This is a genomic window from Kribbella solani (assembly GCF_014205295.1).
Lineage (GTDB): Bacteria > Actinomycetota > Actinomycetes > Propionibacteriales > Kribbellaceae > Kribbella > Kribbella solani.
In genome coordinates this window covers 5,769,708-5,796,574 of the sequence record NZ_JACHNF010000001.1, presented here as the reverse complement: position 1 = coordinate 5,796,574, position 26,867 = coordinate 5,769,708, and the positions used below count along the sequence as shown (strand labels likewise).

Here is a 26,867-nt window from a genome sequence, read left to right as displayed (position 1 = left end):
CGTAGCGCCTGAGCGGGCCAAGCGTTCGAGTGGGCTAGCGCTTGAGCGGGCCCTGCCAGCGGACGGTCGGCAGGAGTGCGGCCGGGTCGACGCGGTCCTTGTTGGCCGAAACGATGTCGAACATCGACTCGATCAGCGTCTCGGACAGCAGATGCGGCTGCAGACCCAGGCCGACCAGGCCGGTGTGCTTGACGTTGTAGTAGTGCTCCGCCTGCTCGACCCGTGGGTTCTCCAGGTGCTCCACCTGGACCGGTCCGGCGAACGACTCCGCGACCAGCGCAGCGAGCTGGGACACCGAATAGCTCTCGGTCATCTGGTTGAACACGCGGAACTCACCGGCATCAGCCGGGTTTTCCACAGCCAGCCGGATGCACTCGACGGTGTCCCGGATGTCCAGGAAACCACGTGTCTGACCACCGGCTCCGTACACGGTCAGCGGTTCGCCCAGTACGGCCTGGATGACGAAGCGGTTCAGCACCGTACCGAACACCGCGTCGTAGTCGAACCGGGTCGCCAGCCGGGCATCGCGTACGGTCTGGTCGGTCTGCTGCCCGTACACGACGCCCTGGTTGAGGTCGGTGACGCGCATCCCCCAGATCCGGCAGCCGAACTCCAGGTTGTGCGAGTCGTGCACCTTGCTCAGGTGGTAGAACGAGCCGGGCTTCTTCGGGTACAGCATCCGGTCCTTGCGGCCGTTGTGCTCGACCTCCAGCCAGCCTTCCTCGATGTCGATGTTCGGCGTGCCGTACTCGCCCATCGTGCCGAGCTTGACCAGGTGGATGTCCGGGTTGGTCTCGGCGATCGCGTACATCAGGTTCAGGGTGCCGACCACGTTGTTGTGCTGCGTGTACACAGCGTGTTCGCGGTCGATCATCGAGTACGGTGCGGCGCGCTGCTCGGCGAAGTGCACGATCGCGTCCGGCGCGAACTCGCGCAGTACCCGGTAGACGAAGTCCGCGTCCAGCAGATCCCCGGTGTACGCCGGGATCGTCCGGCCGGAGACCTCTTCCCAGGCAGCGACCCGGGTGTCGAGGTCCTCGATCGGTACCAGACTCTGGACGCCGAGCTCACGGTCGTAGCCGCGGCGGGCCAGGTTGTCGAGCACGGCCGTGTCGTGGCCGCGGTCGGAGAGATGTAGGGCTGTTGGCCACCCTAGGTAACCGTCACCGCCCAGAACGAGTACTCGCACGGCTCGGCCGCCTTCCAATCGGGGGACGTCGTCACAGTCCTTCCTATCCCGTGTACCCGCCGCAGTAACGTGACCAGCCTCATCTATTCGCTGGCAATCGACTGAGAATTCGCGCCGCCCTGCCGTCCGCGAGCGTGGCGGTGCACAATGGGCTGCGATGCGCTCACTTACCAAGGTCCGGTTGTCCCGTGCCCGCTTGCTGCTCTGGGCGAGGTACTCGGCGTCCTCCGTGGTCGCCACCGTGGTGAGTCAGGTCGCGTTCGCTCTCTGTTACTGGTTCGGTACGCCGGCGCTGGTCGCGACCCTGGTCGCCTGGATCGCCGGCGCGGTGCCGAACTACGTACTGAACCGCCGCTGGACCTGGGGCCGCAGCGGGCAGAAGTTGCCGTACACAATCATCGTGATCGGCTCGGCCGCGACCGCCGCACTGGTCACGTCGCTCACCGACCACTTCGTCCAGCCGCTCGAATCACATGCCTGGAAGACGGTTCTGGTCAGCGGTTCCTACCTGGCGACGTACGCGGTGCTGTTCATCGTGAAGTTCTGGCTGTTCGATCGGCTGGTGTTCGCCAAGCCCGCTGTTTCCGCCGACGCGGCCGAAGCACGTACTCCCGTAGCCACGTAGTCGTCATCACGCGCCCGTAGTTCGCGCCGTACACCAGGCCCGGGCCCTTCTTGCTGGTGCCGTCGCCGCGGCGGCGCATCGTCATCGGGAGCTCCACCACCCGCGCGCCGATCGCCAGCGCGCCGACCAGCAGCTCCGACGACTGGTACTGCGGCTCACGCAAGGTCACCGCGGTCGCCAGCTCGGCGCGCAGCGCGCGGAAGCCGAACGACGTGTCGGTGAGTTTGCGCCGGGTCAGGATCGACGCGATGACGGCGAATACGCGGACGCCGATCCAGCGCAGCCGGCTGTCCGCGTCCTCCGCGCCGAGCCGCCGTGATCCGGTGACGAAGTCGGCCCGGTCGGTCAGGATCGGCTCCAGTAGTACAGCGAGCTCGGAGTTGTCGTACTGGCCGTCGGCATCCGTTGTGACGATGTACTCCGCTCCGCCTTGTGCGGCAAGGTGATACCCGAGCCGGAGCGCCGCGCCCTGACCACGGTTGCTGGGGGCAACACACACGTACGCCCCGTGCTGACGGGCGATGTCGGCGGTGTCGTCGGTTGCTCCGTCTACTACGACCAGTACGTCGACGGACATGCCTGCGCAAGCACGGGGCATGTTGGTGAGTACGGGCCCGATTCCGCCGGCCTCGTTGTACGCCGCGATCACTACGACGATCGGCGCGAAGTCCGGCGTACCGAAGGCCTGCACCGCCTTGCTGTCGACGACATCTGGATAGTCGGCCATCGCAGGTCGTGCTTGGTCCTTGCCAAGCACTGCACGCAAGCCGATCGCACCTGCGAGTGGGAAGAACACCAGTCCGGGCAGTTGGTAGCGCCAGGAGAACTCAAACGCTGCTGAGCCGAGCAGGAGGATCAGACCGGCCGCAGCGGGGAGCAGTGCGGCTGAACGGAGTCGTGAGGTCCTGGCACGTCCTAGCCCTGCTACTGCAGCCAGTGCGATCAGTACGCACAGACCGAGGTAGGTACCGGACGTGTAGCCGCCGTGGAGTTGGTAGGCGCGCAGAACGACCGCAGGTACGTGGGCGACGTGTGGCTCGGACCCACCCCATTTCACTGCTGCCTTGGCTGTGTTGGGGTCGCTGAGGTTCGGGTAGACGGTCTGGAACTGCCAGCGGCTCAGTGGTACGTCATCCGGCGAACTGGTCCGAGTAGGCGCGAAGCCCTTCGCGAAATCCTTCAACGCTGCCCATGTCACGTCGAGCGGCTGGTGCGTGATCACCAGGTGCGCGAACTCAGTAGCCAGCTGGCGCTTCGTCGTACCGGGTGGGAGCGGGCCTGGCCAGTTCGGGTCGCCGTAGTGGTTGTGCGCGTACTTGTCGACGCCCAATCGCTGACCGAACGGTTCCTTCGGACAGAACAGCCGCGTGCCCTCGTTGAGCGGGAGCTTGTCACAGTTGGCTACCGTCGCGGTGCGCCCGTACAGGATCTGGTTCTCGGCGCCGGTGAAACCCCATCGGCCGGTTTCAGCGCGGTAGTAGCCGACGTACGCCGCGAAGACGATGCCGAAGCCCGCTATCGCGGCGACCGTGCGGCGTACGACGTCCATGCGCCGCGTACGCCATGCATTGCCGACGACAACCAAGTAGATCACTACCGCGATCAGTAGGACCATGCCGATTGCCCGTACCGCGAAGGCTGATCCGACCAGTAGGCCGACCACGCCCGCGCGGCGCCAACCCGGTACGCCCTTCGCGAGCAGCAGCCAGAGGATCGCCACCAGGATCACGTCGAAGGTGGTTTCGGCCATGATGTTCTGCTCGATCTGCACCTGGTACGCGTCGAGCAGGATCGGCGCGGCGGCCACCGCGGCTAGCCAGCGGTAGACGGTCAGGCGACGCGCGAGGGCGTAGATCGCGACACCGAGGAACAGCCCGACCAGGTGCTGCACGATCACAACCAGCGGAAGACCGCCGATCCAGACCAGTGGGCCGAGCACGAAGTCGTACCCGATCGGGTTGAGCTGATCCGGGCTCAGCTTGCCCATGTTGGTGAGGTATTGGACGGAATCGGTGTAGATGATGGCCGGCCAGTAGGCGACGGTTGCGAGCGTACGCAACAGCAACCCCACCACCAGGAAGATGGCGAGCAGCCAGTGTTTCCTCACTACCCCGAAGCGAGGAATGCCTACCCACCTAGTCACTGGCTCTTGAAGTATTGCCACGTTCGGGCGAGACCGTCCTCGAGCGACACCGTCGGCTGATACCGAAGATCGTTGGTGATATCAACGACCACGGCCGGCATCTCCCCCGCCGGCGCCTCGACGTGCTCCGCCGGTACCGCGCACCCGGTCACGGTACGTACCGCGTCGATCATCTCCAGCACCGACACCGACCGCCCGGACCCGAGAATCGCCCGCCCGTCGTACTTGCTGTCGAGCGCCAGCAGCACCCCGTTCACCACATCATCGATGTACACCAGATCCCGCCGCTGCGTACCGTCCCCGTACACCTTGACGCCGGTCCCGCCGAGCGCCGCCCGCATCATCCGGGGCACGAAACTGTCCTTGTGCGACATCCCCGGCCCGTACACGTTGGTGAACCGGAGCGCTGCGGTCGCCAACCCGTAGCTCCCCGAGTACGCCGACAGCAACATCTCGCCGGCCGCTTTCGTCGCCCCGTACGGCGTCAACGGCCGCAATGGAAGGTCGGCGGTGATCGTCGACGTCCCCACGTCCCCCACCACCGCGTTGGTCGACGCAAGCACGAACCGATCCACCCCACTACCCCGCGCCAGCTCGAGCAGCACCTGCGTAATCGTCACGTTCTCCGCGAACGTCCGCATCGGCGCATCCACCGACCGCAACACCGAAGTCAACGCCGCCAAATGCACCACCGCATCCGGCCGCGTCTCAAACGCCGCCACACAGGTCTCCTGCTCCGCAAGATCCCCCGTCACCACGTGCACCCCGTCATCCCAAGAGGAATCCGGCGCCTCCCGATCCACCGCCGTAACCAGCACCCCGCGCCCACGCAGCCCCGCCACCAAAGCCCGCCCCACGAACCCAGCGGCCCCAGTCACCAACACCCGTCCGTCCATGCCCTCAACCTACCCACCTGCCACTCCGGCATCAGCTTTTCAGCCCCGATCGCGGTGCCGCTTGTGGAAAAACTCGCCACCACTGCCGGAACCGAGTGCGACGAGGGCTTGACGCGGAGTGATGGGCGGGAGACGATTCCGGCCGGCGCGGGCTGACAACCTTGTCATCGGGGCCGCGCACCATTCCGGTGGATCGGGGCCACCGGCCGGATGTGCAGGGAGCGTAGATGGATCTCCACCGCCCACAAGCTTTGCGGAACCGGACGCTAGCGCTCGTCGTGTCGCTCGGGCTTGTTGTGACAATGTCTACTGCCATGACGCCAGCCAATGCCGTCCCGGCCGCCGCGCGGAGTGCCGCGCGGGAGGTCGTGAACGGTTCGTCGTACTTCACCTCGTTCGAACCCGGCCAGCCGCAGCCGGGGTACACCGATGCCGTCGAGACCGGGACGGACGGGAAGCCGCGCGCCGACGGGGTGCGTGGGCCGACGCCGACCGGGATCGGTGGCAGTGAGATGGACAAGGTCACGAAGGTGACCGCGAACGGTGAGAACACCGGTGGTGGTGAGATCGCCACCAACGCGGCCGACGGTGACAAGTTCACCAAGTGGCTGGTTTTCGAACCGGCCGGATGGCTGACGTACCAGACGTCTGCCCCGGTGGTGATCAAGAAGTACGCGCTCACCTCGGCGAACGACGCCGACGGCCGCGACCCGAAGAACTGGACCGTTTCCGGGTCGAACGACGGGACCACGTGGACCACGCTGGACACCCAGACCGGTCAGAACTTCGAGCAGCGGTTCCAGACCAAGGAGTACAGCTTCGCCAACACCACGGCGTACGGCTACTACAAGCTGGACATCACGCTGAACCACGGCGAGAACATCGTCCAGCTCGCCGACTGGTACCTGTCGAACGGCGACCCGCTCCCGCCACCCGGACCGGTCGCCGAGTCGCGTCTGGACTCGGGCCCGACCAGCGCGTACAACGCCCGCGCCCGGGTCGGCTTCACCGGCGTGAAGTCCTTCCGGTACGCCGGTCACCAGGACGCGGCCGGCCGCGGGTACACCTGGAACAAGATCTCCGACGTCGACCTCAAGGTCGGCAAGGACACCCGGCTGTCGTACAAGATCTTCCCCGAGCACGTCGAGGGTGATCTCAGCTACCCGAGTACGTACGCCGCGCTCGACCTCGCGTTCGACGACGGCACGTACCTGAGTGATCTGAAGGCCAAGGACCATCACGGTTTCGAGCTCAGTCCGCGCGGCCAGGGTGATTCGAAGGCGCTGTACACGAACCAGTGGAACAACGTCGAGGCCGATCTCGGCAAGGTCGCCGCCGGCAAGACGATCAAGCGGATTCTGGTCGGGTACGACAAGCCGTCCGGACCGGCCGACTTCCGCGGCTGGCTCGACGACATCCGGATCGCCGCCGCGATCAACCCGGATCGCGCGGCCCGGAAGACCGCTGCCAAGCACCCGTCGGATCTCGCGCTGACCACGCGCGGTACGAACGCGACCGGCGGGTTCTCGCGTGGCAACAACTTCCCGGCGACGGCCGTACCGCACGGGTTCAACTTCTGGACGCCGGTGACGAACGCCGGTTCGACGTCCTGGCTGTACGACTATGCCAAGGGCAACAACGAGGCCAACCGGCCGACCATGCAGGCGCTGTCGATCAGCCACGAGCCGAGCCCGTGGATGGGTGACCGGCAGACCTTCCAGGTGATGCCGTCAACGGCGGACACACCGACGGCTGATCGCAAGGCCCGCGCCTGGTCGTTCAGTCATGACAACGAGATCGCCCGGCCGTACTACTACGGTGTCACGTTCGACAACGGCAACGCGGCCGAGATCGCGCCGACCGACCACGCCGCGATGCTGCGCTTCAGCTTCCCGGCCGGCAAGGCGTCGCTGGTCTTCGACAACGTCAACAACAGCGGGGGTCTGACGCTCGACCCGGAGACCGGGGTGGTCACCGGCTATTCCGACGTCAAGAGCGGGTTGTCCACAGGCGCCGGCCGACTGTTCGTGTACGGCGTGGTGGACCAGAAGGTACTTGCCGCAGGCAAACTGTCGAACGGCGGTGGCGCGAACGTCGGTGGATACTTCACCTTCGACGCCAAGACCACCCAGGTGCAGCTGCGGATCGCCACCTCGCTGATCGGCACCGCGCAAGCCCGCAAGAACCTGGAACTCGAACTGCCCGCGGGCTCGAAGTTCAACAAGGTGAAGGACGCCGCGCAGGAGCAGTGGGACAAGAAGCTCCGGACCATCGAGGTCGAGGGCGCGACGGCCGATCAGCTGACTTCCCTGTACTCGAACCTCTACCGGCTGTTCCTCTACCCGAACAACGGCTCCGAGAACACCGGCACCGCGTCGAAGCCGGTGATCACGTACGCGTCGCCGACCTCCGCGAAGGTGGGTACGGACACGCCGGCCACGACCGGCTCGAAGATCGTCGCCGGGCAGACGTACGTGAACAACGGCTTCTGGGACACGTACCGGACGGTGTGGCCGGCTTACTCGCTGTTCTCCTCCGACGATGCGGCCGCACTGGTGAACGGGTTCGTCCAGCAGTACAAGGACGGCGGCTGGATCTCCCGTTGGTCGTCACCGGGGTACGCGAACCTGATGGTCGGTACGTCGTCCGATGTGGCCTTCGCGGACGCGTACCTGAAGGGCATCAAGGGAATCGACGTGCAGGCGATGTACGACGCGGCGGTGAAGAACGCGTCCGTCGTACCACCGTCGCAGAACGTCGGCCGGAAGGGCATGGACCTGTCCACGTTCAACGGCTACACCGCCAACACCACCGGCGAGGGCTTCAGCTGGTCGATGGACGGGTACATCAACGACTTCGGCATCGCGAACCTGTCGAAGGCGCTGTACGACAAGGCGAAGAAGAGCGACCCGCGCAAACAGGAGTACCTGGACAACTACAAGTACTTCCTGAACCGGGCCCGCAACTACGTCACGCTGTTCGACCCGGGGATCGGGTTCTTCCAGGGCAAGGGACCGGACGGCGTGTGGGGCAACTCGCCGAGTACGTTCGACCCGCGCGACTGGGGCCATGACTACACCGAGACGAACGCGTGGAACATGGCGTTCTCGACCCCGCAGGACGGTGCCGGCCTGGCCGCGATCTACGGCGGGCGGGACGGGCTGGCGAAGAAGCTCGACGAGTTCTTCAGTACGCCCGAGGACGCGACCCACACCGGCGGGTACGGCGGCACGATCCACGAGATGCTCGAAGCACGTGACGTCCGGATGGGTCAGTACGGGCACAGCAATCAGCCGTCGCACCACATCACCTACATGTACGACGTGGCCGGTCAGCCGTGGAAGACGCAGGAGAAGGTCCGCGAAGTGCTGTCCCGGTTGTACACCGGTTCGGAGATCGGCCAGGGGTACCCGGGTGACGAGGACAACGGCGAGATGTCGGCCTGGTACTTGTTCAGCGCACTCGGCTTCTACCCGTTGCAGGTCGGATCACCGGCGTACGCGATCGGCTCACCGCTGTTCACCAAGGCGACTGTCCGGCTGGCCGGCGGGAAGAAGCTGGTCGTCAGTGCGCCGAAGAACTCCGCGAAGAACATCTACGTGAAGAGCGTACGAGTGAACGGGCGGGCGTGGACGTCCACCTCACTACCGCACGACCTGATCGCGAACGGCGGCAAGATCGAGTTCGAAATGACCGATCAGCCGACCAAGTGGGGCACCGGCCGCAACGACGCGCCGCCGTCGATCACCACGCCCGGTCAGGACCCGACGACCTGGCGGGACTCCACGTCCGACACCGGTGCGGTCATCGGTGCCGGCGGCGCGGACGTCTCCAAGCTGATCGACAACGACGCGAAGACGCAGGTCACGCTGACCGGAGCGCAGCCGTCCGTCACGGTCGCGCTGCCACAAGGCCGTCCGGTCGGCATGTACACGCTCACCAGCGGCGCCACCGGTACAGCGCCGTCGGCGTGGACGTTGGAGGGTTCGAACGACGGTACGACGTGGAGCACGGTTGATCGGCGTACCAACGAGACGTGGGCGTGGGCGTCGTACACCCGCTCCTTCAGCGTCGCCGCACCGAAGGCGTACACGCAGTACCGCCTCGTGTTCACCGGGTCAGCTGACGGCGTCACGCTGGCTGAGCTCGAGCTGCTCGGCACGTTGAAGGGCGTCGAGCCCGGTACGCATCCGAGCGACAAGCGCGTCGCCCAGACGAAGCCGAGCCCGACTCCGTCGCAGTCCATCGACCGCAACTACGGCTGATGGTTCCGCCGGTTCCTGTCACTTGTAGTGGCAGGAATCGGCGAACTGCAGCAGCGTCGGATAGGTCCTCCAACCCAGCGGCTGGGCGTAGTTGCTGACTACGATCAGCCGATCGGTGGCGCCTTGTTGTACGTACACGTCCGCTTCCGACGGAAGACCCGCGCCGCTGCTGTCCTTGATCGCGAAGATGGCAGCACGGTTCTTACCGGCTCTTTCCATGCCCACCTGATGCCACGGAATGCCGGGGACCCGATCGATGCGGCCGCCGCCGGGGCCCGGCGTCAGCTCCGTCGACTGCAGGAGCATCGTGTAGGTCAGGTCGCGGTAAGGGCTCGGGTTCTTCAGCTTCGGATCGTAGAGCTCCTGCGCGCTGCCTTTGGTCCGTACGGCCCAGCCCTCCGGGATCAAGGTGCAAGTGATCGGCCCGGGGAACGCCGTTGTGTTCTTGACCAGTCGCACCGGCTGGGCAGGCATGGGCGCGATGGGGCGCGGGTCCTGCTGCCTACTGGGCGGAACCGGGTGCTCAAGAGAGCTCTTCACACCGGTCGTGGGTGTCGCACTGGTCGTCGGCATCACGGTGGGTTTGACCGCTGGGGCCGGGCTGCTTGTCGTGGCACCGGGTAGCACCGACCAGCCCACTGCGGCCACCAGCGCGGTCGCCAGCGCGCCTCCAGCGAGACCGGCGATCCGGCGGCGGCGCACCGCCCGGTGGCCGCGGGCCAGGTCCGCGGTGAGGTCATCGGTGGAGACGGCGGGCTCGGGGCCGGCGGCGTCGTCCAGAAGATCCTTGAGATCGGTCATCGCACGCTCTCCATGGTTTCGAGGGGCTCATGCAGGAGATCGCGCATCGTCGCGAGGGCCCGCGACGTCTGCGACTTGACCGTGCCTTCCGAGCAGCCCATCAGCTCGGCGGTGGTCTGGACATCCAGATCGCGGAAGTAGCGCAGTACGACGACCGCGTGCTGCCGGCGCGGCAGCTTCGCGAGCGCACCCAGGACGGTCAGCCGCTCGGCCTGGTCCTGGCCTGGCACCGGCTCCGCGTCGTGCATCACCTCGGTGGTGGACTCGCGGTGGCGCCACATCCGGCGGCGCTCGTCCAGGAAGGCGTTCACCAGGATCCGGTCCGCGTACCGGGCTGGGCCGTCCTCACGCCGTACTTTCGCCCAGTGCACGTACAGCTTCGTCAGCGCGACCTGGACCAGGTCCTCGGCCCAGTGCGCGTCGCCGGAGGTGAGCAGGCGCGCGGTCCGCAGCATCCGGCCGCGGTGCGCGGTCACGTACTCGAGGTACTCCGTGTCCCGGTCACTCACGATCTGCCCTCCCTGGTCGGTGATCTCCCACCCTGGAACTACTGGGTGAGCCCGGCCGGAGGTTGCACGGCGGTTTTCGGTGCGGACATGACGAGGGCGGCGTCGCGATCGCCGCCCTCGGTGGACCACCCGGCGGAGCCTGCCCCTGAAAGGTTCCGCCGGAGTCGATGTGAGGGGTGGCGGTCCCCGCCCGGACTGCCACCCCTTCATCCCTAACGACGCGCGAACTCGGCCAGGGGTTGCCTCCACCGAAAACTGTCCATATTCCGGACAAACTGGGTCCGCTCAGCCTGACCAGCGGCCGGTGAAGAACCCTGCGGCCCACAGCGCGGCCAGCGGGATCGCTATGGCCAGGTACAGGCGGCCAAGCCATGGTTTTCGCCTGGCCAGGACGGCCAGACCGATCCAGAGCGGCCACCAGAGCAGCGTGGCCCGGGTGAGCGAGTAGATCCAGAACGACGTGCAGAACGCGCCGATGGTCGCCGCGACCCAGGCAGCCTCGCCCCAGGACCTCCGCCAGAACAGCCAGACCAGTAGCGCCAATCCGATGAACAGCGCGACCAGCTCGGCCCGGAACATCCAGGTCCAGTCACTGTGGTCCGCTGGAAAGTGCCCCTTGCTCGCGGCCTCGACGGTGTGCTTGATCGACGTCCACGGCCAGGTGAACTGCCGCGCCCACCCCTTCTCCTGCGCCTCCTGCCAGGCGAACCAGGAGCCGTGTACCTGCTTCAGGTACGCCATGAAGCCGAGCACTGGTATCGCGGGCAGGGCCAGCCACGGCAGCGACAACCAGTCCCGCTTCTTCGACGTCACGAACTCCACGAGCAGCGCGAAGATCAGGAACAGCCCTGACACCCGCACGGTCGACGCCAGTGCAACGAAAACCGCCGCCCGGGCCCAGCGCCCCTGCCGCGCCGCCAGCCAGGCCGGGAAGGCGAATGCGCAGAACAGCGCCTCCGTGTACCCGGCTGCCAGGAACACGCCGACCGGTGCGCCGTACCAGAGCACCGCTGCGTTCGGACCGATGCCCTTGAGCTCCGGGAACTCGTACTGCGCCAGCCTCGCCAAGTACACGCCCGCTACCGCACTGGCCACTGCTGACACCACGATGCCCGCGGCCACGTACCCAATGCCGGTGTAGCTGACCAGTCGCATCAGCAACGGGAACCCCGGGAAGAACGCCGCCAACGGCGCCCCGGACGGCTCCCCGTGGTTGTAGCCGAACTCAGCGACCGCCTTCAGATGCCAGACGTCCCACTGGAGCCAGGCCCGCCAGACGTTCGGGTAGTCGTTACCCCGGTTGAGCAGCAGCGGCGCCGACACCGACAGCACGAACAGTGCGGCCCGCGTGACCAGCCACCACCCAAGCACCTCGCGCGCTTGCGTACCCGGCGACCACCGCCGCCACCAGCTTCCATCAACCCGAGCCCGCCGCGCCCGCCCCTTCCCGGACGGGGCCTCAGCGCCCGGCTGATCAGCAGCCGAGCGCTCAAACACGACAGCACCGCACATCAAACTCCGCCCGAGTCACGCCCCTATCGTCTCCCATCCGGGTACCAGGGGCCGGACCGGGCGAGCGGAACTACTGCCCGCCGGCGGGTTCCGTCGGTTGATCCGTCGGTGTTCCCGGACCGCCGGTCGGCAGTGTCGGGAAGTCCGGCGTCTTCGTCGGCCTGGTCTTGGTCGGCTTCGGCGGCGTCGGCGTGTCCGGCGGCGGCGTGCGAGTCGGCGTGTTCGGCGGCGGGGTGCTGGCGGGCGTGTTCGGCGGCGGGGTGCTGGCCGGCGTGTTCGTCGGCGTGTTCGGCGGCGGGGTGTACGCCGGCGTCGGACTGCCGTTCGAGAGCGCGTCCTCGGTCGGCTCCGGGAAGGGGGTTTCGTCGATGCCGTCGAGCGCGCCCTTCATGTACGCCAGCCAGGTCTTCAGCGGCCAGGTGCCACCGAAGAACGCCTTCTCGTTCGTGTAGTCGTCCAGGTTGCTCTCGCCGTCCTTGCCGGCCCGGTACACGACCGAGGTGGACAGCTGCGGCGTGTACCCGGTCCACCACGAGGTCAGCGTCGCGGAGCCGTCCTTACAGCCGCCGCACGCCTTGTTCTTGGCCCGGTCCTCGACCGCGACGCCACCCGCCGTGCCGGTCTTGCCGGCCACCGGGCGGTCCAGATCCTTGGCGCCGTTACCGGTGCCCTTCTGGACCACGTCCTGAAGGACGTAGTTGACCATCTGGGCGGTCTCGACCGGAATCGCCTGCACCGCCTTGTTGATCAGGCTCGCATCCGAGAACAGCACCTTGCCGTCCGGCCCGCGTACCTCCTTGATGACGTGCAGCGGCACGTACTTGCCTTCAGCGGCGAAGGTCGCGTACGCCGACGCCATGTCGACCGCGGACGCGTACGGGTCCGGGCCGAGCACCGTGGAGGGGTTGTGCCGACCCGCCTCCAGGTACTTGGTCTTCGGGATACCGACCGCCTCGGCGACGTCGACGAGCTTGTTCGGACCGTCGTCCATCTGTTTGTCGACCAGGTCGTAGAAGGCGGTGTTGATCGACTGCTCGGTCGCCTTCAGCAGGCTGACGTCGCCGTAGTCCTGGTTGAACTCGTTGTTCAGCTTCAGGCCCTGAATCACGATCGGGCTGTCGCCCTGGAAGGTGTCCCAGATCGACTTCTTGTCCTCGAGTGCCGCCGCCAGCGCGAACGGCTTGAAGGACGAACCCGGTCTGGCCTTGCTCGTCGCCCAGTTCAGCTGGCTCTTCAGATAGTCCGGCCCGCCGTACATGGCCAGCAGCTGACCGGTGCCCGGCTGCACCGCGGCCATTCCGACGTGCAAGTTGTCCCGCTTCTTCGGCAGCTCGTTCTCCGCGGCGGTGAGCATCTTCTTCTGCTGGCCGTAGTTGAACGTTGTGGTGACCTTGAGGCCGCCGCCGCTGATCTGCTCCTCGGTGAACCCGCGCTGCAGCAACTCCTTGCGCGCCATGTCCAGCAGGAAGCCCTTCGCGCCGGCGTACCGGCTGCTCTTCTTCTTCATGTTCGCGAGGCTCGGCAGGCTGTTGCCGTACTGCGTCTCCTGGGCCGCGGTGATGGTACCCATCTGCTGCATGCCGAGAAGCACGTAGTGGTAGCGCTCGATGATCCGCTTCTTCGTCCGCGGGTCCGGGTCGTTGACGTCGAAGAGCCTCGGGTTGTTCAGCACGGTGGCGAGCAGCGCCGCCTGCTGGACGGTGAGCTTGTTCGGGTCCTTGACCCCGAAGTAGGCGTCGCCCGCGGCGGAGATGCCGTACGCGCCCTCACCGAAGTAGATGGTGTTGAGGTACCCCTCGAGTGTCTTGCTCTTGTCCTGCGAGCGGCCCAGCTTGGTGGCGATGAACAGCTCGTTGAGCTTCCGGGAGACGGTCCGCTCCTGGGTCAGGTACATGATCTTCACGTACTGCTGGGTGATCGTCGAGCCACCCTGCAACTGCTCGCCGCGGAGGATGTTCGCCGCCGCCCGGACCATGCCGGACGGTGAGATGCCGGGGTTCGTCCAGAACGACCGGTCCTCGGCCGCGATCACCGCGTCCTGCACCCGCTTCGGGATCTGCGACAGCGGAACCGTGTTCCGGTTCTGCTCGTAGAACGATCCCAGCGGGTTGCGCTGGTCGGCGTACGTCACCGTGGTCGTGTTGGTGGTGAACTCCTTGTTGATGTCCGGGATCTTCGTCGTCTGGTACATGACGAAGAACGCCGCGACCGCGCCGATGATGCCGAGGAACATGAGCGCGGCCAGCCAGCCAAGCAACCTCAGCGCCCAGTGCTTCTTCCGGCGCGAAGGCTTGGCGGCCTTCCTACGAGCTTCACTCACAGTGCAATCCTCGACGATCTCGCGGGAGTCATTGCCCCACAGACTACGGTGGGTGTGGTAACAGGCCCGAATCCGCATCGGATGCTAGCAACCTCGGGCCGGCCAGGTGAAAAGTGGTCCACACACATCTCCGGGCTGACTATTTACAACGTTGCAAAGTTCGGCTTGGCTGACCGATGTGATCCGCCTCTCACTGCTTGCCGCCGGTCTGACCCTGCTCACGACCGCACTGACCCACGCCGCGGCCCCGCCGGCCGCCGGCTACACGAACCCCGTCACCGCCGGGTACTCCGCCGACTTCCCCGATCCGTCGATGATCAAGGGCCGCGACGGTTGGTGGTACGCGTACTCGACCGGCGGCCCGTACGCGAAGGACGGGCACGACGGCGACTCGTACAAGATCGCCCGCTCCCGCGATCTGACGCACTGGGAGAAAGTCGGCTCGGTCTTCGGCGCGGACAACCGCCCCACCTGGGCCGACCCGGCCAGTGGCTTCTGGGCGCCGGACATTCGCTACCTGAACGGGAAGTACGTCCTGTACTTCACCGTCCACAACACCACTACGACGCCGGACAACTGGGACTACGCGATCGGCGCGGCGACTGCACCGACTCCGGCCGGTCCATGGACTGACTCCGGTGCACCAGTAGTAGCGCCACGTCCAGCGGCTGGAGGTGGATTCGAGTGGACCATTGATCCGGCCGAGTTCACCGATACGGACGGTACGCGGTACTTGTACTGGGGCAGTTACAACGGCGGCATCCATGCCGTCCGCCTCACCGCTGACGGACTACGTACGGTCGGCGCGGTCACCAACGTCGCGCGTGATCGCTTCGAAGGCCCGTATGTCGTGAAGCACGGCGGGTACTACTACTTGTTCGGCTCGTCCTCGAACTGCTGCGCGGGCCCAACCACAGGGTACGCCGTCTTCGCCGGTCGTTCGCGCAGTCCGCTCGGCCCATTCGTGGACCGCCTCGGCAACGACCTGAATGCATCTCGTACTGGCGGCACGCCGGTCGTCGCGTCGAACGGCAACCGTTGGGTCGGTACCGGACACTCATCGATGGTCACGGACCTGAGTGGTCAGCAGTGGTTCGCGTACCACGCGGTGGACCGCACCGACCCGTTCGTGACCAACAGCAACGGCTGGCTGCTACGGCCGATGCTGCTCGACCGCCTCGACTGGAGCGACGGTTGGCCGGTCGTCAACGCAGGAGCCGGTCCGAGCGAGTCCAGCAAGGTCTCACCGGTCACGACCTCCAGCGCGGCCACCGGAGACGTCCGAGTCGAAGCTGACGTCACCGGCACGGGTCAGGGCGTATCGGCACGTGGCGGACGGGTCAGCGCGGTCATCGACAACGGCCGGCTCCGACTGACCAACCGCTTCGGACTCAGCCGGTCCGTGCAGCTGCCGCTCAACGTACCGGGCACGATCGCACTGGAGATCCGCGGCAACCAGGCGACGGCGGAGTTCAGTGAGGACCGACTGGGCGATCCGCTGGCGACGCTCCAGCTACCTATGTCCGCCGGCAGTGGTTCCGCTGCTCCGGTTGGCGGTGCGGGCAACTTCTCGATCGCACCGCTCTACAAGCCGGTCACCAGAGCCGTACCGACACCGCGGATCGGCAAGGTGGACTCGCGCTACTCCGACGAGTTCACTCGCGGACTGGGCGCCGGGTGGACCTGGCGCAACGTCAGTCCGGACGCCACGGTCGCCAACGGCGCACTGCAGTGGAAGACCGAGGCGAACGACCTGACCGACAACAACACAGCCGCCAAAGCATCGCTGCTGCTGCGCGACCAGCCGACAGGCAATTTCGTCGTGGAGACCAAGCTGCACCTCAACGTCGGTACTGACACCGTGCGGAACTACCAGCAGGCCGGACTGCTCGTGTACCTCGACGACGAGAACTGGATGCGGCTCGACCACGTTGCGGGCGGTACCGGTCGGTTCATCGAGTTCGGCAAGCGGATGCGGTTCACACCCGTCGGCGCTCCGTCAGTCGTCACCTTCGGCGGCGCGATGATCGGTCCGCCGGCCGAAACGACCTGGCTGCGACTCGCACATGACGTCGTACCGCAGACCGGTGAGCACCGGTACCGCGCAGCATCGAGTACCGACGGCAAGCACTGGGTCTGGGGCGCCGCTTGGACTCTGCCAGCTGGTACGACGCCGCGAATCGGACTCGTGTCACAGGGCTCATCCGCCCAAACAGATGCCCAGTACGGCAAGGCGACCGCGCTGTTCGACTACTTCCGCGTTACGAGGTGACGTGCGGCGCGAGTAGCGTCACTGCGATCAGTGCGGCCGGGAAGCAGGCCAGAAACATCGTGAACGTGTAGCCCATGATGTCCCTGGCCTTCAGGCCGAGGATGGCGAGCGTCGGCAGCATCCAGAACGGTTGCAGCAAGTTGGCGCTCGCCTCACCGAGGTCGTACACGACCACCATCCAGCCGGCGTCCACCTTGAGTTCGTTCGCCGCCTGCAACACGTACGGCGCCTCGATCACCCACTTGCTGCCACCACTCGGTACGAAGATGCCGAGGATGCACGAGTAGATCGCGACCAGCGGTGGAAAGAAGAACTGACTGCTCGCCTGCACCAGCCAGCCGGCCAGCCGTGCGGAGATCCCGGTGTAGGCGATCATGCCGAAGATCCCGCCGTACAAGGGGAACTGGAGCAGAACGCCGGACGCGGCCGGCGCGCCGTCCCGTACCGCCCGGGCCATTCGCCACGGACGCCAGTGCAGCAACAGCGCGAGCAGGAACAAGATCAAGTTGACCGTATTCAGGTCGAGGGCGTTGAAGAAGCTCTTCCCACTGAAGTAGCGGACCAGATAGACCGTACCGAGCAGAACGATCAGCAGGCTGAACACCGGCGAGTGTTCGAGCCAGTCACCCGGCCGGCGCTGATCGTTGTCCTGCTTTCCGTTGTACGTCGAGCCGCGGCCGATCAACGGTTTGAGTTCGATCCCGAGCTGGTCCGCCGTACGCGCATTCGCTTCGCCCGGCGCGATGAACCACGCCATCGCCACGCCGACCGCATACACGATCAGCGTCGCCAGGATCGCCTGCCAGGTGAAGATCGTGTCGCTCAACGGGATCAGCCCACTGGCGTGACCGCCGGCTTTGATCACCTCCTGCACCGGCGGCGGACTGCTGCTCGCACTCGCCACCTGCAGGGCCGCCGAGCCGGACAGTCCTTGCGCCCAAACGGTTCCGAGCCCGAGGAACGCCATCGCGCCGAGCGCCCGGTAGTCCGCCTTCGGCACGTTGCGCGCCACCTCCCGGGCCAGGATCGCCGCGAAGATCAGACTGAAAGCCCAGTTCAGGTACGACGCGAGCATCGCGACCGCGGCGACGAACGCGACCGCCGTCCGTGGGGTCCGCGGAATCCGCGCCAGTCGCGCGATCAGACGCGCGACCGGCCGGCTGGTCGCGACGGCGTATCCGCCGATGATGATCATCGCCATCTGCAGGGTGAAGGTGATCAACGACCAGAAACCGATGCCCCAGGCATCGATCAGGCCGAAACCCTTGGTCGCGGCCGGGTCGTCGGGGCGTTTCAGCAGCCGCTCGCCGGTGACCAGACCGAACAGCAGCACCACGAACGTACCCACCAGGACGAACCCGAAGGCATCCGGCAGCCACTTCTCGGTGAACGCGGTGAATCGCAGCGCCAGCCGGGCCAGTACACCCTCGGCTTCGACGTCGGACCTGGCGTGTTTCCCATGCGTGTCGGTCATGACCCTCCGCTCGTCGACCGCGACTCTGCGTGTCATTCGATTAACGCCGATCGGCGCCTGACGTAACAGGTTCCCCGGCGCGCCCGTGTGACCTAGGTGACAAAGTCCGCCTTTGTCAGGAGTTGTCCACAGGCACGTGGGCTGCTTACAGTGGCGGTGCGATGTATCGAACCGATACATCAGGTCATGACAAACTGGACCGAGGGAGGTGGCTCATGGGAAACCGCAGTGGGGTCCTGGAGCTCGCCGTACTCGGTCTGCTGCACGAAGCGCCGATGCACGGTTACGAGCTCCGCAAGCGCGTCAACGCCCAGTTCGGCTGGGGACGCGTGCTGTCGTTCGGTTCGCTGTACCCGTGTCTGAAGGCGATGCTCCGCAACGGCCTGATCACGGCCGACCCCGGGACGCCGGAGGCCGGCCGCAGGCCCAAGATCGTCTACACGATCACCGCCGACGGCAAGGACTACTTCGCGCACGCGATGCACGAAGCCGGGCCGTCCGCCTGGGAGGACGACACGTTCGGCGTCCGCTTCTCGTTCTTCGGCCGGACCGATCCGGCCACCCGGTTGCGCATCCTGGAGGGCCGCAAGGCCCGGATGGAGGAGCGGCTGGCCAACTTCCGGGCCGCGATGACCCGGACGGCGGAACGAGTCGACGCCTACACCCTCGAGCTGCAACGGCACGGCCTGGAGTCGGCCGAGCGCGAGGTCCGCTGGCTGAACGAGCTGATCGACGGCGAGCGGAGGCAGCAGCGGCCCCCTGACCAGCACCAACCGCCTACCCAAGGAGATTCCAGATGACCTCGATCCGCGTGGCGATCGTCGGCGTCGGCAACTGCGCAAGCTCGCTCGTCCAGGGCGTGCACTACTACCGGGACGCGAAGGCCGACGAACGCGTCCCCGGTCTGATGCACGTCGTGTTCGGCGACTACCACGTCCGGGACGTGGAGTTCGTTGCCGCGTTCGACGTCGACGGCAAGAAGGTCGGCCTGGACCTCGCCGACGCCATCGGCGCCAGCGAGAACAACACGATCAAGATCTGCGACGTACCGCCGACCGGCATCACGGTGCAGCGCGGTCACACCCTCGACGGCCTCGGCAAGTACTACCGCGAGACCATCACCGAGTCCGACGCCGCGCCGGTCGACGTGGTCGCCGCGCTGCGCGAGGCCGCCGTCGACGTACTCGTCTGCTACCTGCCGGTGGGTTCGGAGCAGGCCGCCAAGTTCTACGCGCAGTGCGCCATCGACGCCGGCGTCGCCTTCGTGAACGCGCTGCCGGTGTTCATCGCCGGTACGAAGGAGTGGGCGGACAAGTTCACCGCGGCCGGCCTGCCGATCGTCGGTGACGACATCAAGTCCCAGATCGGGGCGACCATCACCCACCGCGTCCTGACCAAGCTGTTCGAGGACCGCGGCGTCACCGTGGACCGTACGTACCAGCTGAACGTCGGCGGCAACATGGACTTCAAGAACATGCTCGAGCGCGAGCGGCTCGAGTCCAAGAAGATCAGCAAGACCCAGTCCGTCACGTCCCAGCTGCGCGACGAGATCGAGGACCGCAACGTACACATCGGCCCGTCCGACTACGTGGCCTGGCTGGACGACCGCAAGTGGGCGTTCATCCGCCTCGAGGGCCGCAACTTCGGCGACGTCCCGCTCTCCCTCGAGTACAAGCTCGAGGTCTGGGACTCCCCGAACTCGGCCGGCATCATCATCGACGCGATCCGCGCCGCCAAGATCGCCAAGGACCGCGGCATCGGCGGCCCGATCCTGTCGGCCTCGTCGTACTTCATGAAGTCCCCGCCGGAGCAGTACGCGGACGACGTCGCCCGCGAGCAGGTGGAGAAGTTCATCCGCGGCGAGATCGACCACTGATCCCCCGCTGATCCACGGCAGCCCCGCAACCGTCCTGGTTGCGGGGCTGTTCTATAGGTTGAGCAGATGCTTCTTCACGTGGGGTGCGCGCAGTGGACGCATCCTGCTTGGCCGCAGCCGTCCCGGGACAAACTTCGGGCGTACGCCTCGTGGTGCAACGCGGTGGAAAGCAACACGACCTTCTACGCGACGCCGTCACGAGGCTCCGTCGAGAACTGGGCCGCGCAGACGCCGCCCGACTTCCGTTTCGTGGTGAAACTTCCACAGCTGATCACCCACGAACGCCGGCTGACGAACGCCGACGGCGAGCTGCGCAACTTCCTGCACGCGATCGAACCACTCGGCCCGCGCAACCACGCGGTGTGGATTCAGCTCCCAGCCGCGTTCGCCCCCACCGACCTCGGTACGCTCGCCGCGTTCCTGCACCAGGCACCCCGCGACCACCAGTACGCCGTCGAGGTCCGGCACCGGGCGTTCTTCGACGACCAGCAGGCCGCCACCAACCTCGAACGCGTCCTCGCCCGCGTCAACGCGGAATGGATTCCGTTCGACACCGGCACCCTGTTCGCCCAGCGCCCGACCAGCTTCGCCGAACGCGACGCCTGGATGAAGAAACCCCGCGTCACCCGCCGAACCCGCGCCCTGACCGCCCACCCGATCGTCCGCTACATCGGCCGCGACTCAGTCACCGAAACCGTCGACGGCTGGGCCTACCTGGTCGCCCTCACCATCCAATGGCTGACCGAAGGCCGCTCCCCCACCATCTTCCTGCACACCCCCGACAACACCGAGGCCCTCAACCTCGCCCGCCACTTCCACACCACCGTCGCCGCCCACTTCCCCACCCTGACCCCCCTCCCCGACCCCACCCCCACCGAACCCCCCACCCTCTTCTAGTTATCCACAACCCCAAACTCACCACCCTCCCCCACCCCCAAACTCCATATGTTCTCCGCCGACTTCACCCCTCGGAGGACAACATATGGACCCCAACACCCCAACCTACGAACCCACCCCCACCCACCTCACCCCCACCCACACCACCGAACCCACCGTCCTCGCACCCGGTTACGCCAGCGCACCCACCAGCCTCGTCCCCGGACACACCGGCGTACCCGCCAGCCTCGTACCCGGCTGCGCCAGCGCACCCACCAGCCCCGTACCCGGTCACACCACCGGTCCGGCGGGCAACCCCACCGCGGCCCGCACCTCCCGCGCCGAACGCCAAGCCCGCGCCGAGTGGCTCATCACCGAGTTCCGCCGCCTGGCAACTCACGCCGACAACCCCTACGACCAGGCCCGCTACCGCCGCACCGCCGACTCCCTCATCCGCCTAGCAAGCGCCGCCCGCCCGTGACGCCCCCCGAGCAACCCCAGCCGACCCACCCCCGCCCCACACCCGCACCCGCACCCGCACCCGCACCCGCACCCGCACCCGCCACGGTCCGCGGCGCCACACTCCCGCGCGCGACTGCCCGCCGCCCCACACCTGATCGCGAAACCACCAGCAGCTCCACCACAAGTCCGCGCAGCAGCAACCACGTCGCCCACCGCGCCGCACCCGCGCGCACGACGACCCGCCACGCAACCAAACGTGCGGCGACCGCCCCACCGCCCACCACCGACGCGGCCGCACGTCCTCCACACCCAAGCTCCGTCAACGAACTGCTCCAGGTAAGCGGTGAAGCGGCCCGCGTACTTGCCGCCGCCGACCACTCCGCCTGGAACGGTCAGGTGATCGAGTCCACCGGCGCGATCCTCGGCCTGGCGCACTGGGACGGCACCCTCTACCTGGACCGCGAAGCAATCATCGACCCTCTCCACCACCTGTACGCCCACGCCGGCGAGACCCACTCAGCAGCAACCCTCATCAGCTACCGAGAATCCCTCGCCACCCTCCTCCACGAGCAGGCCCACTTCCTCGGCCCCACCAACGCCACTCAGGAAGCCGCCCGCGACGCCTTCATCAAACCCGGCAGCCGCCAACTCGAAGAAGGCATCACCGAAGCCTGGGCGCAGGACCACCTCGACGCGTACCTCCACCACCTCGGCATCGACAAAGCCGCCCCAGGAATCACGTCGATCCAAGCCCCCGGCTACTACGCCGCCTTCGTCCCCGCCGTACGCACCCTCACCACCGACCTGGAATCCCGCAACAACCTTGCCCCGGGCGAACTCCTCGCCCTCCTGAACCGCCAAACCGCCGCCGGCCAACTCCCCACCTTGGTCGCCCTCACCTACAACTCCACCCGTCTCCCCGACCTCGAACCTCCCAACGCCCCCACCCGAGACCGCCTGGAGTCCATCCTCCGCTCCGGCCTGGCCCACCTCGACAACTTCGAGTTCGCCCCACCCGAAACCGCCACCGCCAACTCCCTGACCACCGCCCACCAACTCCTCGACCACCTCCACCACGAAATCCAGTCCGCCGAGTCCGCGTACACCTTCCGTCCCCACCTCACTGCAATCCGGCCCACCGAGTCCAGGCACGCCCTGCTCCCCCACCTCGACGAAGCCCAACGCTCCGAGTCCAGGCACACCCTGCACCCGCACCTCGACGAAGTCCGGCCCACCGAGTCCACTCACACTCTCAACCCCCACCGCGATGAAGCGCAGCGCTCCGAGTCCAGGCAAACCCTCCGCCCGCACCTGGACGAACTCCGGCCCGCCGAGTCCACGTACACCCTCCGCCCACACGAGCACGCCACACCGTCCCCAACCCACACGGCCCTGGCCGGCGTCGCACCCCCATCCCGCCGCCCCACACCCCCACCCCAACCCACCTCACCAACACCTCGCGCACTCGTATCCCCCCACCACCCCTCAACCGGCACCCGCCCCCAACCACCCCGCCCCAACCCCCAACCCCGCGACCTCCACCAAACGAGGTGACCCACACCAGGTCCACCACGCAGTCCCCCCGCCCGTACGGTCCTGCTCGTACCAGGCCCGCTCGCACCAGGCCCGCTCGCACCAGGCCCGCTCGCACCAGGCCCGCTCGCACCAGGCCCGCCTGCACGAGGCTGCGCAGCAGGCCGGCTCGCAGGCGCCCTGCCGACCCGCGCCCGGCCACCCAAGCGCGGCCCGACCGCTCCCGCGCGGCCCGACCGGACCCGGCCATGCTGTGCAGCGGACCGTGGTGATGCCCGGCTTAGGCGCTTGAAACACCTGAGTCGATCGGTGGTCGCGGCCGTTGAGCGGCAGGTTGACGGCGGACTAGTGAACCGACGGTCGAGTAGACGGTGTACCCGCGAACCGGCGGGTGGTGGCGGCGCCAGGCTGCCGTGCCCCGGACGCGCGGCAGGCTGCCGCACCAGTAGGTGGGTGAGCCGGTCCTGCATGAGCCGGTCCTACGTGAGCCAAGCCCTGCCCGGGCCAATCCCTGCCTGCGGCGCGCGGTGGTGTGACGCGGTGGTGTGACGCGGTGGTGTGACGCGGTGGTGTGACGCGGTGGTGTGACGCGGTGGTGTGACGCGGTGGTGTGACGCGGTGGTGTGACGCGGTGGTGTGACGCGGTGGCGTGACGCGATGGTGATGGATGCGAGGTGGGGGTGAGGCGGTGGGGGTGAGGCGGTGGGGTCTTGACAGTTGGTTAGATTTGGATGGGTTGTTGCCGAAGTCGGGACCCGGTGCTGGTCTCGGGGGTGGGGGTGCAGCAGACTGTTGCGGTGACTTTTCCGGAGAGCCGCGGTGCCCGCTCACGCCGAGTAGGCGGAACTCTGGTCAACCGATCGTTTGACGGCGTACCGTCGCCTGCATCCGGTGCAGCATTTCCTCCGCAGAACCGGCCGCCTCATGATCGGAGGGCGTGAATGGCTTCGTGGCTGCTCCGCGCCCAGTGGTCGCACCGTGACGAGACCGTCGAGCACCGGGCCCTGCGCGTGCTTCGTACGCTGACCGCCGTCGCGGTCGCGTTCCCCGACGTGCACAACTGGACCCAGGACGAACGCTGGGGATATCACGTACTCGAGGCCGACGGCTCGACGCCGTTGCGGGAGATGGTCGAGGCGACGACCAAGGTCCTTGCCAACGGCACGAGTACGACGCGGCTGCATCTGCAGAGCACCGGCGAGCTCCCGTGGCTGTTCGACCTGTCCATGGGCGGGACGATGACCACGATCTCCGATCAGCTCACGCTGCACTGGAGCGACGAGGACGCGCTGCAGCAGTCCGAGCGATTCGCGCAGGTTCTTCGCGCGGTCGTGACGATCTGGGAGCCGGCCTGGGCGAGCATCGCGGACACGGAGCTCGCCGCGGCGGCTGGGGTGTTCCGCCGCGGTATTCCGATGATGGGTTGGCTCACGTACGTCCACGGGCTCGTCGCGGGTGCTCCGGGTATCGACATCGACCTCACGCCGTACGAGCGGGGGACGCTCCTGCAAGCACCCGTTGCGCCGATCGACATGACGCCCGTACACATCTGCGCCGCGGCCGCCCTGGTCGGCATCGCACCCGAGGCCTGACCAACACTGCCCACCGGTCGCCGCCGCCTCCAGAAGGTCGTGTTGCTGATCTGTCGGCGGAGCTCGCTGTGGTGAACGGGTGCCGGCAGCGGCTGACGTTCACGGTGAACTGTGTCTTGGTGGGCTGGGGTTGGTTAGTCGGTGAGTACGAGGCGCTGGTCCCAGCGTTGTAGTTCCTTGGTTGTCGGGCGTTCGAATTGTGCTTGGTAGTCGCGAAGGTCGCTCTGTTTGATCGGGAACGTCGCCGGCGGGAGGTTTGCGTTTCGCTGCTCGATTCGAGCCGACAACACTTCGAACGGTGGATCGAGCAGCACCAGCTGCGTACTGGCGCCCTGTTGCGCGGCCCGGGTTCGGAACAGTTCGCGTTCTTCCTCGGACCAGCAGCCGTAGTCGAGGATGACGTCGACGCCGAGCGCCAGTGTTCTGGCTGCGATGCTCCACAACAGCTCGGACTCCAGTACCCAACGCCGGCCGTCGGCCTCGCCAGCACCGAACAGTGCGTGCATCCACTCGTCGGGTGTCAGGCGAAGCGCCTGCCGATCCGCTTCGACCTTCCGGGCCCACGAACTCTTCCCGGCACCCGGCAACCCGACTATCAACACCATCATCGCCACCCAGCTGACCTTACGGTGACGGCACCGCATACGCGACGAGCCGGCAACGGGAGAGGTGTGGGGCGGGACGAGCGCTGGGAGAGGAATCGGGACCGGGACGAGCACTGGGGGAGGGGTCGGGGCAGGACGAGCGCTGGAGTTCAGGCGTTCGGGGGAGTGGTGGTGCCTGCTCCGCGTCTTCTCAGGGTGACCAGGTCGTGGCGAGCGGCGGGCAAGGTCGCATGGTCGAGGCCTTCGACGGTGAAGCCGGCGTCGGCGATCAGCTGGAGGTCGTCGGTGCCAGGTTGTCCTTCGCTGGTGAGGTAGTCGCCGAGGAAGATCGAGTTAGCCACGTGCAGCGCCAAGGTCTGCAGGCCGCGGAGGTGGATCTCCCGCCCGCCGGCCAGCCGCACCTCGACGTCCGGGAAGCAGAACCGGAACAGCGCGAGAATTCGCAGGCAGCGTTCCGGCGTCAGCTCCCAGCGGTCTTCCAGCGGAGTGCCTTCGAACGGGATCAGGAAGTTGATGGGTACGGAGTCCGGATCTAGCTCGCGGAGCGCGAACGCCAGGTCGACGATGTCGTCATCTGATTCGCCCATTCCGAAGATCGCACCGGAGCAGGGGGAGAGGCCGGCCTTGGTGGCGCGCTCGACCGTGTCGACGCGGTCCGTGTAGGTGTGAGTCGTGCAGATGTCGCCGTACCGTTCTTCGCTGGTGTTCAAGTTGTGGCTGTACGCGTGGGCGCCGGCGTCCCGGAGTACTTCTGCCTGGCCGTCCTTCAGCAAGCCGAGGCAGACGCAGATTTCGACCTGCGGGTGTTCGGCTTTGATCGCGTCGATGGTGCCTTCGACTCGGCGTACGTCCCGATCGCCCGGTCCGCGACCGCTCGCGACCAGGCAGACGCGCTTGGCACCGGCGTCTACCGCCTTCGATGCCAACTGTGCCGCGTCGGCGGGATCGATCCACGAGTACTTCATGATCTCCGCGGTGGAGCCGAGGCGCTGTGAGCAATAGCCACAGTCCTCGGGGCACAGACCGCTCTTCATGTTGATGATCGTGTTGAGCTTCACCCGGCGCCCGAAGAACTCCCGCCGCACCCGGTACGCGGCCGCGACAACATCCAGTAGGTCGTCGTCACCGGTCAGTACGTGGAGTGCCTCGTCGCGGGTCGGGAGCGTGCGATCCAGCGCCTTGTTTACAAGCCCTTCGAGTACATTCACCACTCGATCCTCGCGCGGTGACTCCCGGCCAACAATTGTCAGAACCACACAACGCGGCGCCGGCGATCTTGCAGGCAATCCGCTTGCCGCGGACGCTCTGCTGCCTCACGAGTTGGCGGCCGGCGTGTGTCCGATCTGTTCAAGACAACCGGCTGGTGGTTGGGAGAGAGTCCGATCATGGGAACGAAGAACTCTAGCGATCTCCGGAGCCTGATGAATGTCGGACCGGCGGTGGTCCGCCATCTGGCTCGTGCCGATGTCACGGAGGTCGGCCAGCTCGTGGGGCGTGATCCAGTTGAGCTGTACGAGACGATCTGCAAACGCGGTGCCCAACGGTACGACCCGTGTCTGCTGGACACGATCATGTCCGCGGTCGACCAGGCGAACGGAAACCCGGGCCGGCCCTGGTGGTCCTACACACCAGAGCGCAAAGCGCTGGGGAAATGTTAAGGGCCACCCCCGGTGGGGGTGGCCCTTAACAGTGTGAATGTCCGGCGGCGTCCTACTCTCCCACGACCTCCCGGTCGCAGTACCATCGGCGCTGAAGGGCTTAACTTCCAGGTTCGGAATGGAGACTGGGTGTTTCCCCGACGCTATGGCCACCGAAACTCTATAAGGATCACATGTCAAACCAGCACAAGCCACTACTCAATCACATGGGCTAGGGGTCTGACCGTATCCTGGGAACCGTACAGTGAACGCGAACAAA

20 protein-coding genes and 1 rRNA gene are annotated in these 26,867 nt (G+C 66.7%); 10 read left to right on the top strand and 11 right to left on the bottom strand.

Annotated features, from left to right (window positions below):
• Positions 1 to 34 precede the first annotated feature (34 nt).
• Positions 35 to 1,189, bottom strand: coding sequence for an NAD-dependent epimerase/dehydratase family protein (locus HDA44_RS26610; RefSeq protein ID WP_184838957.1), 1,155 nt, complete (start codon positions 1,187 to 1,189; stop codon positions 35 to 37).
• Between the two features lie 157 nt (positions 1,190 to 1,346).
• Between HDA44_RS26610 and HDA44_RS26605 the strand changes: the two genes are divergently transcribed.
• Entirely contained in the window at positions 1,347 to 1,814 is a 468-nt protein-coding gene (locus HDA44_RS26605) for a GtrA family protein (protein ID WP_184838955.1), read from the top strand.
• Here the strand turns inward: HDA44_RS26605 and HDA44_RS26600 are convergent.
• Entirely contained in the window at positions 1,720 to 3,921 is a 2,202-nt protein-coding gene (locus HDA44_RS26600; RefSeq protein WP_337906448.1) for a glycosyltransferase family 2 protein, read from the bottom strand. The genes HDA44_RS26605 and HDA44_RS26600 overlap by 95 nt on opposite strands.
• Positions 3,922 to 3,953: 32 nt before the next feature.
• Positions 3,954 to 4,853 carry an NAD-dependent epimerase/dehydratase family protein gene (locus HDA44_RS26595; RefSeq protein ID WP_184838953.1) on the bottom strand — a complete coding sequence of 300 codons (900 nt, stop codon included), beginning with the start codon at positions 4,851 to 4,853 and terminating at the stop codon, positions 3,954 to 3,956.
• A 314-nt stretch (positions 4,854 to 5,167) separates the two neighbouring features.
• On the opposite strand from HDA44_RS26595, the gene HDA44_RS26590 reads away from it, so the two are divergent.
• Positions 5,168 to 9,118, top strand: coding sequence for a GH92 family glycosyl hydrolase (locus tag HDA44_RS26590; RefSeq protein WP_238352556.1), 3,951 nt, complete (start codon positions 5,168 to 5,170; stop codon positions 9,116 to 9,118).
• Between the two features lie 18 nt (positions 9,119 to 9,136).
• Here HDA44_RS26590 and HDA44_RS26585 read toward each other — a convergent pair whose 3' ends face one another.
• The 4 genes from HDA44_RS26585 to HDA44_RS26570 all read right to left on the bottom strand — a co-directional run bounded on the left by HDA44_RS26585 (position 9,137) and on the right by HDA44_RS26570 (position 14,260).
• Entirely contained in the window at positions 9,137 to 9,919 is a 783-nt protein-coding gene (locus HDA44_RS26585; protein ID WP_184838949.1) for a hypothetical protein, read from the bottom strand.
• Positions 9,916 to 10,428 carry a SigE family RNA polymerase sigma factor gene (locus HDA44_RS37575; protein ID WP_319036480.1) on the bottom strand — a complete coding sequence of 171 codons (513 nt, stop codon included), beginning with the start codon at positions 10,426 to 10,428 and terminating at the stop codon, positions 9,916 to 9,918. Before HDA44_RS37575 ends, HDA44_RS26585 begins: the two co-directional genes overlap by 4 nt.
• 285 nt (positions 10,429 to 10,713) lie before the next feature.
• Complete coding sequence (locus HDA44_RS26575; protein ID WP_319036481.1) at positions 10,714 to 11,925, bottom strand: mannosyltransferase family protein; 1,212 nt, start codon at positions 11,923 to 11,925, stop codon at positions 10,714 to 10,716.
• An 85-nt stretch (positions 11,926 to 12,010) separates the two neighbouring features.
• Positions 12,011 to 14,260 (bottom strand): transglycosylase domain-containing protein, encoded by a 2,250-nt coding sequence (locus tag HDA44_RS26570; RefSeq protein ID WP_337906445.1) that lies wholly within the window; start codon positions 14,258 to 14,260, stop codon positions 12,011 to 12,013.
• Between the two features lie 151 nt (positions 14,261 to 14,411).
• On the opposite strand from HDA44_RS26570, the gene HDA44_RS26565 reads away from it, so the two are divergent.
• Positions 14,412 to 16,532 (top strand): glycoside hydrolase family 43 protein, encoded by a 2,121-nt coding sequence (locus HDA44_RS26565; protein WP_184838943.1) that lies wholly within the window; start codon positions 14,412 to 14,414, stop codon positions 16,530 to 16,532.
• Here the strand turns inward: HDA44_RS26565 and HDA44_RS26560 are convergent.
• Positions 16,522 to 18,006: a short-chain fatty acid transporter gene (locus HDA44_RS26560; protein WP_184838941.1), complete on the bottom strand. Its 1,485-nt coding sequence runs from the start codon at positions 18,004 to 18,006 to the stop codon at positions 16,522 to 16,524. The genes HDA44_RS26565 and HDA44_RS26560 overlap by 11 nt on opposite strands.
• 215 nt (positions 18,007 to 18,221) lie before the next feature.
• On the opposite strand from HDA44_RS26560, the gene HDA44_RS26555 reads away from it, so the two are divergent.
• The 6 genes from HDA44_RS26555 (at position 18,222) to HDA44_RS26530 (ending at position 24,345) form a co-directional block, all read left to right on the top strand.
• A complete protein-coding gene (locus tag HDA44_RS26555; protein ID WP_184838939.1) occupies positions 18,222 to 18,806 on the top strand; it encodes a PadR family transcriptional regulator in 585 nt (194 codons plus the stop codon).
• Positions 18,803 to 19,882 (top strand): inositol-3-phosphate synthase, encoded by a 1,080-nt coding sequence (locus tag HDA44_RS26550; protein ID WP_184838937.1) that lies wholly within the window; start codon positions 18,803 to 18,805, stop codon positions 19,880 to 19,882. The genes HDA44_RS26555 and HDA44_RS26550 overlap by 4 nt, the downstream gene beginning before the upstream one ends.
• A 66-nt stretch (positions 19,883 to 19,948) precedes the next feature.
• Complete coding sequence (locus HDA44_RS26545) at positions 19,949 to 20,779, top strand: DUF72 domain-containing protein (RefSeq protein WP_184838936.1); 831 nt, start codon at positions 19,949 to 19,951, stop codon at positions 20,777 to 20,779.
• Between the two features lie 85 nt (positions 20,780 to 20,864).
• Entirely contained in the window at positions 20,865 to 21,239 is a 375-nt protein-coding gene (locus HDA44_RS26540) for a hypothetical protein (protein WP_184838934.1), read from the top strand.
• A gap of 377 nt (positions 21,240 to 21,616) precedes the next feature.
• Positions 21,617 to 22,774, top strand: a complete 1,158-nt coding sequence (locus HDA44_RS26535; RefSeq protein ID WP_184838933.1) for a hypothetical protein — start codon at positions 21,617 to 21,619, stop codon at positions 22,772 to 22,774.
• Positions 22,775 to 23,694: 920 nt separating this feature from the next.
• Entirely contained in the window at positions 23,695 to 24,345 is a 651-nt protein-coding gene (locus tag HDA44_RS26530; RefSeq protein ID WP_184838931.1) for a hypothetical protein, read from the top strand.
• Between the two features lie 134 nt (positions 24,346 to 24,479).
• Here HDA44_RS26530 and HDA44_RS26525 read toward each other — a convergent pair whose 3' ends face one another.
• Positions 24,480 to 24,953 (bottom strand): P-loop nucleotide/nucleoside kinase family protein, encoded by a 474-nt coding sequence (locus HDA44_RS26525; RefSeq protein WP_184844302.1) that lies wholly within the window; start codon positions 24,951 to 24,953, stop codon positions 24,480 to 24,482.
• Between the two features lie 146 nt (positions 24,954 to 25,099).
• Positions 25,100 to 26,158 carry a biotin synthase BioB gene (gene bioB, locus HDA44_RS26520; RefSeq protein WP_184838929.1) on the bottom strand — a complete coding sequence of 353 codons (1,059 nt, stop codon included), beginning with the start codon at positions 26,156 to 26,158 and terminating at the stop codon, positions 25,100 to 25,102.
• 177 nt (positions 26,159 to 26,335) lie between these two features.
• Between bioB and HDA44_RS26515 the strand changes: the two genes are divergently transcribed.
• The gene (locus HDA44_RS26515; protein WP_272956441.1) at positions 26,336 to 26,608 is read left to right on the top strand and encodes a helix-hairpin-helix domain-containing protein; all 273 of its coding nucleotides are present in this window, start codon (positions 26,336 to 26,338) and stop codon (positions 26,606 to 26,608) included.
• Positions 26,609 to 26,647: 39 nt separating this feature from the next.
• Here the strand turns inward: HDA44_RS26515 and rrf are convergent.
• Positions 26,648 to 26,765: ribosomal RNA gene (rrf, locus tag HDA44_RS26510) — 5S ribosomal RNA — on the bottom strand.
• Positions 26,766 to 26,867: the final 102 nt, after the last annotated feature.

Coding starts and splice junctions, on each gene's coding strand:
- HDA44_RS26530 (WP_184838931.1), top strand. CDS start 23,695: ATGGCTTCGTGGCTGCTCCGCGCCCAGTGGTCGCACCGTGACGAGACC.
- HDA44_RS26605 (WP_184838955.1), top strand. CDS start 1,347: ATGCGCTCACTTACCAAGGTCCGGTTGTCCCGTGCCCGCTTGCTGCTC.
- HDA44_RS26555 (WP_184838939.1), top strand. CDS start 18,222: ATGGGAAACCGCAGTGGGGTCCTGGAGCTCGCCGTACTCGGTCTGCTG.
- HDA44_RS26595 (WP_184838953.1), bottom strand. CDS start 4,853: ATGGACGGACGGGTGTTGGTGACTGGGGCCGCTGGGTTCGTGGGGCGG.
- HDA44_RS26515 (WP_272956441.1), top strand. CDS start 26,336: ATGGGAACGAAGAACTCTAGCGATCTCCGGAGCCTGATGAATGTCGGA.
- HDA44_RS26545 (WP_184838936.1), top strand. CDS start 19,949: ATGCTTCTTCACGTGGGGTGCGCGCAGTGGACGCATCCTGCTTGGCCG.
- HDA44_RS26540 (WP_184838934.1), top strand. CDS start 20,865: ATGGACCCCAACACCCCAACCTACGAACCCACCCCCACCCACCTCACC.
- HDA44_RS26590 (WP_238352556.1), top strand. CDS start 5,168: ATGACGCCAGCCAATGCCGTCCCGGCCGCCGCGCGGAGTGCCGCGCGG.
- HDA44_RS26585 (WP_184838949.1), bottom strand. CDS start 9,919: ATGACCGATCTCAAGGATCTTCTGGACGACGCCGCCGGCCCCGAGCCC.
- HDA44_RS26525 (WP_184844302.1), bottom strand. CDS start 24,953: ATGATGGTGTTGATAGTCGGGTTGCCGGGTGCCGGGAAGAGTTCGTGG.
- HDA44_RS26550 (WP_184838937.1), top strand. CDS start 18,803: ATGACCTCGATCCGCGTGGCGATCGTCGGCGTCGGCAACTGCGCAAGC.
- HDA44_RS26560 (WP_184838941.1), bottom strand. CDS start 18,006: ATGACCGACACGCATGGGAAACACGCCAGGTCCGACGTCGAAGCCGAG.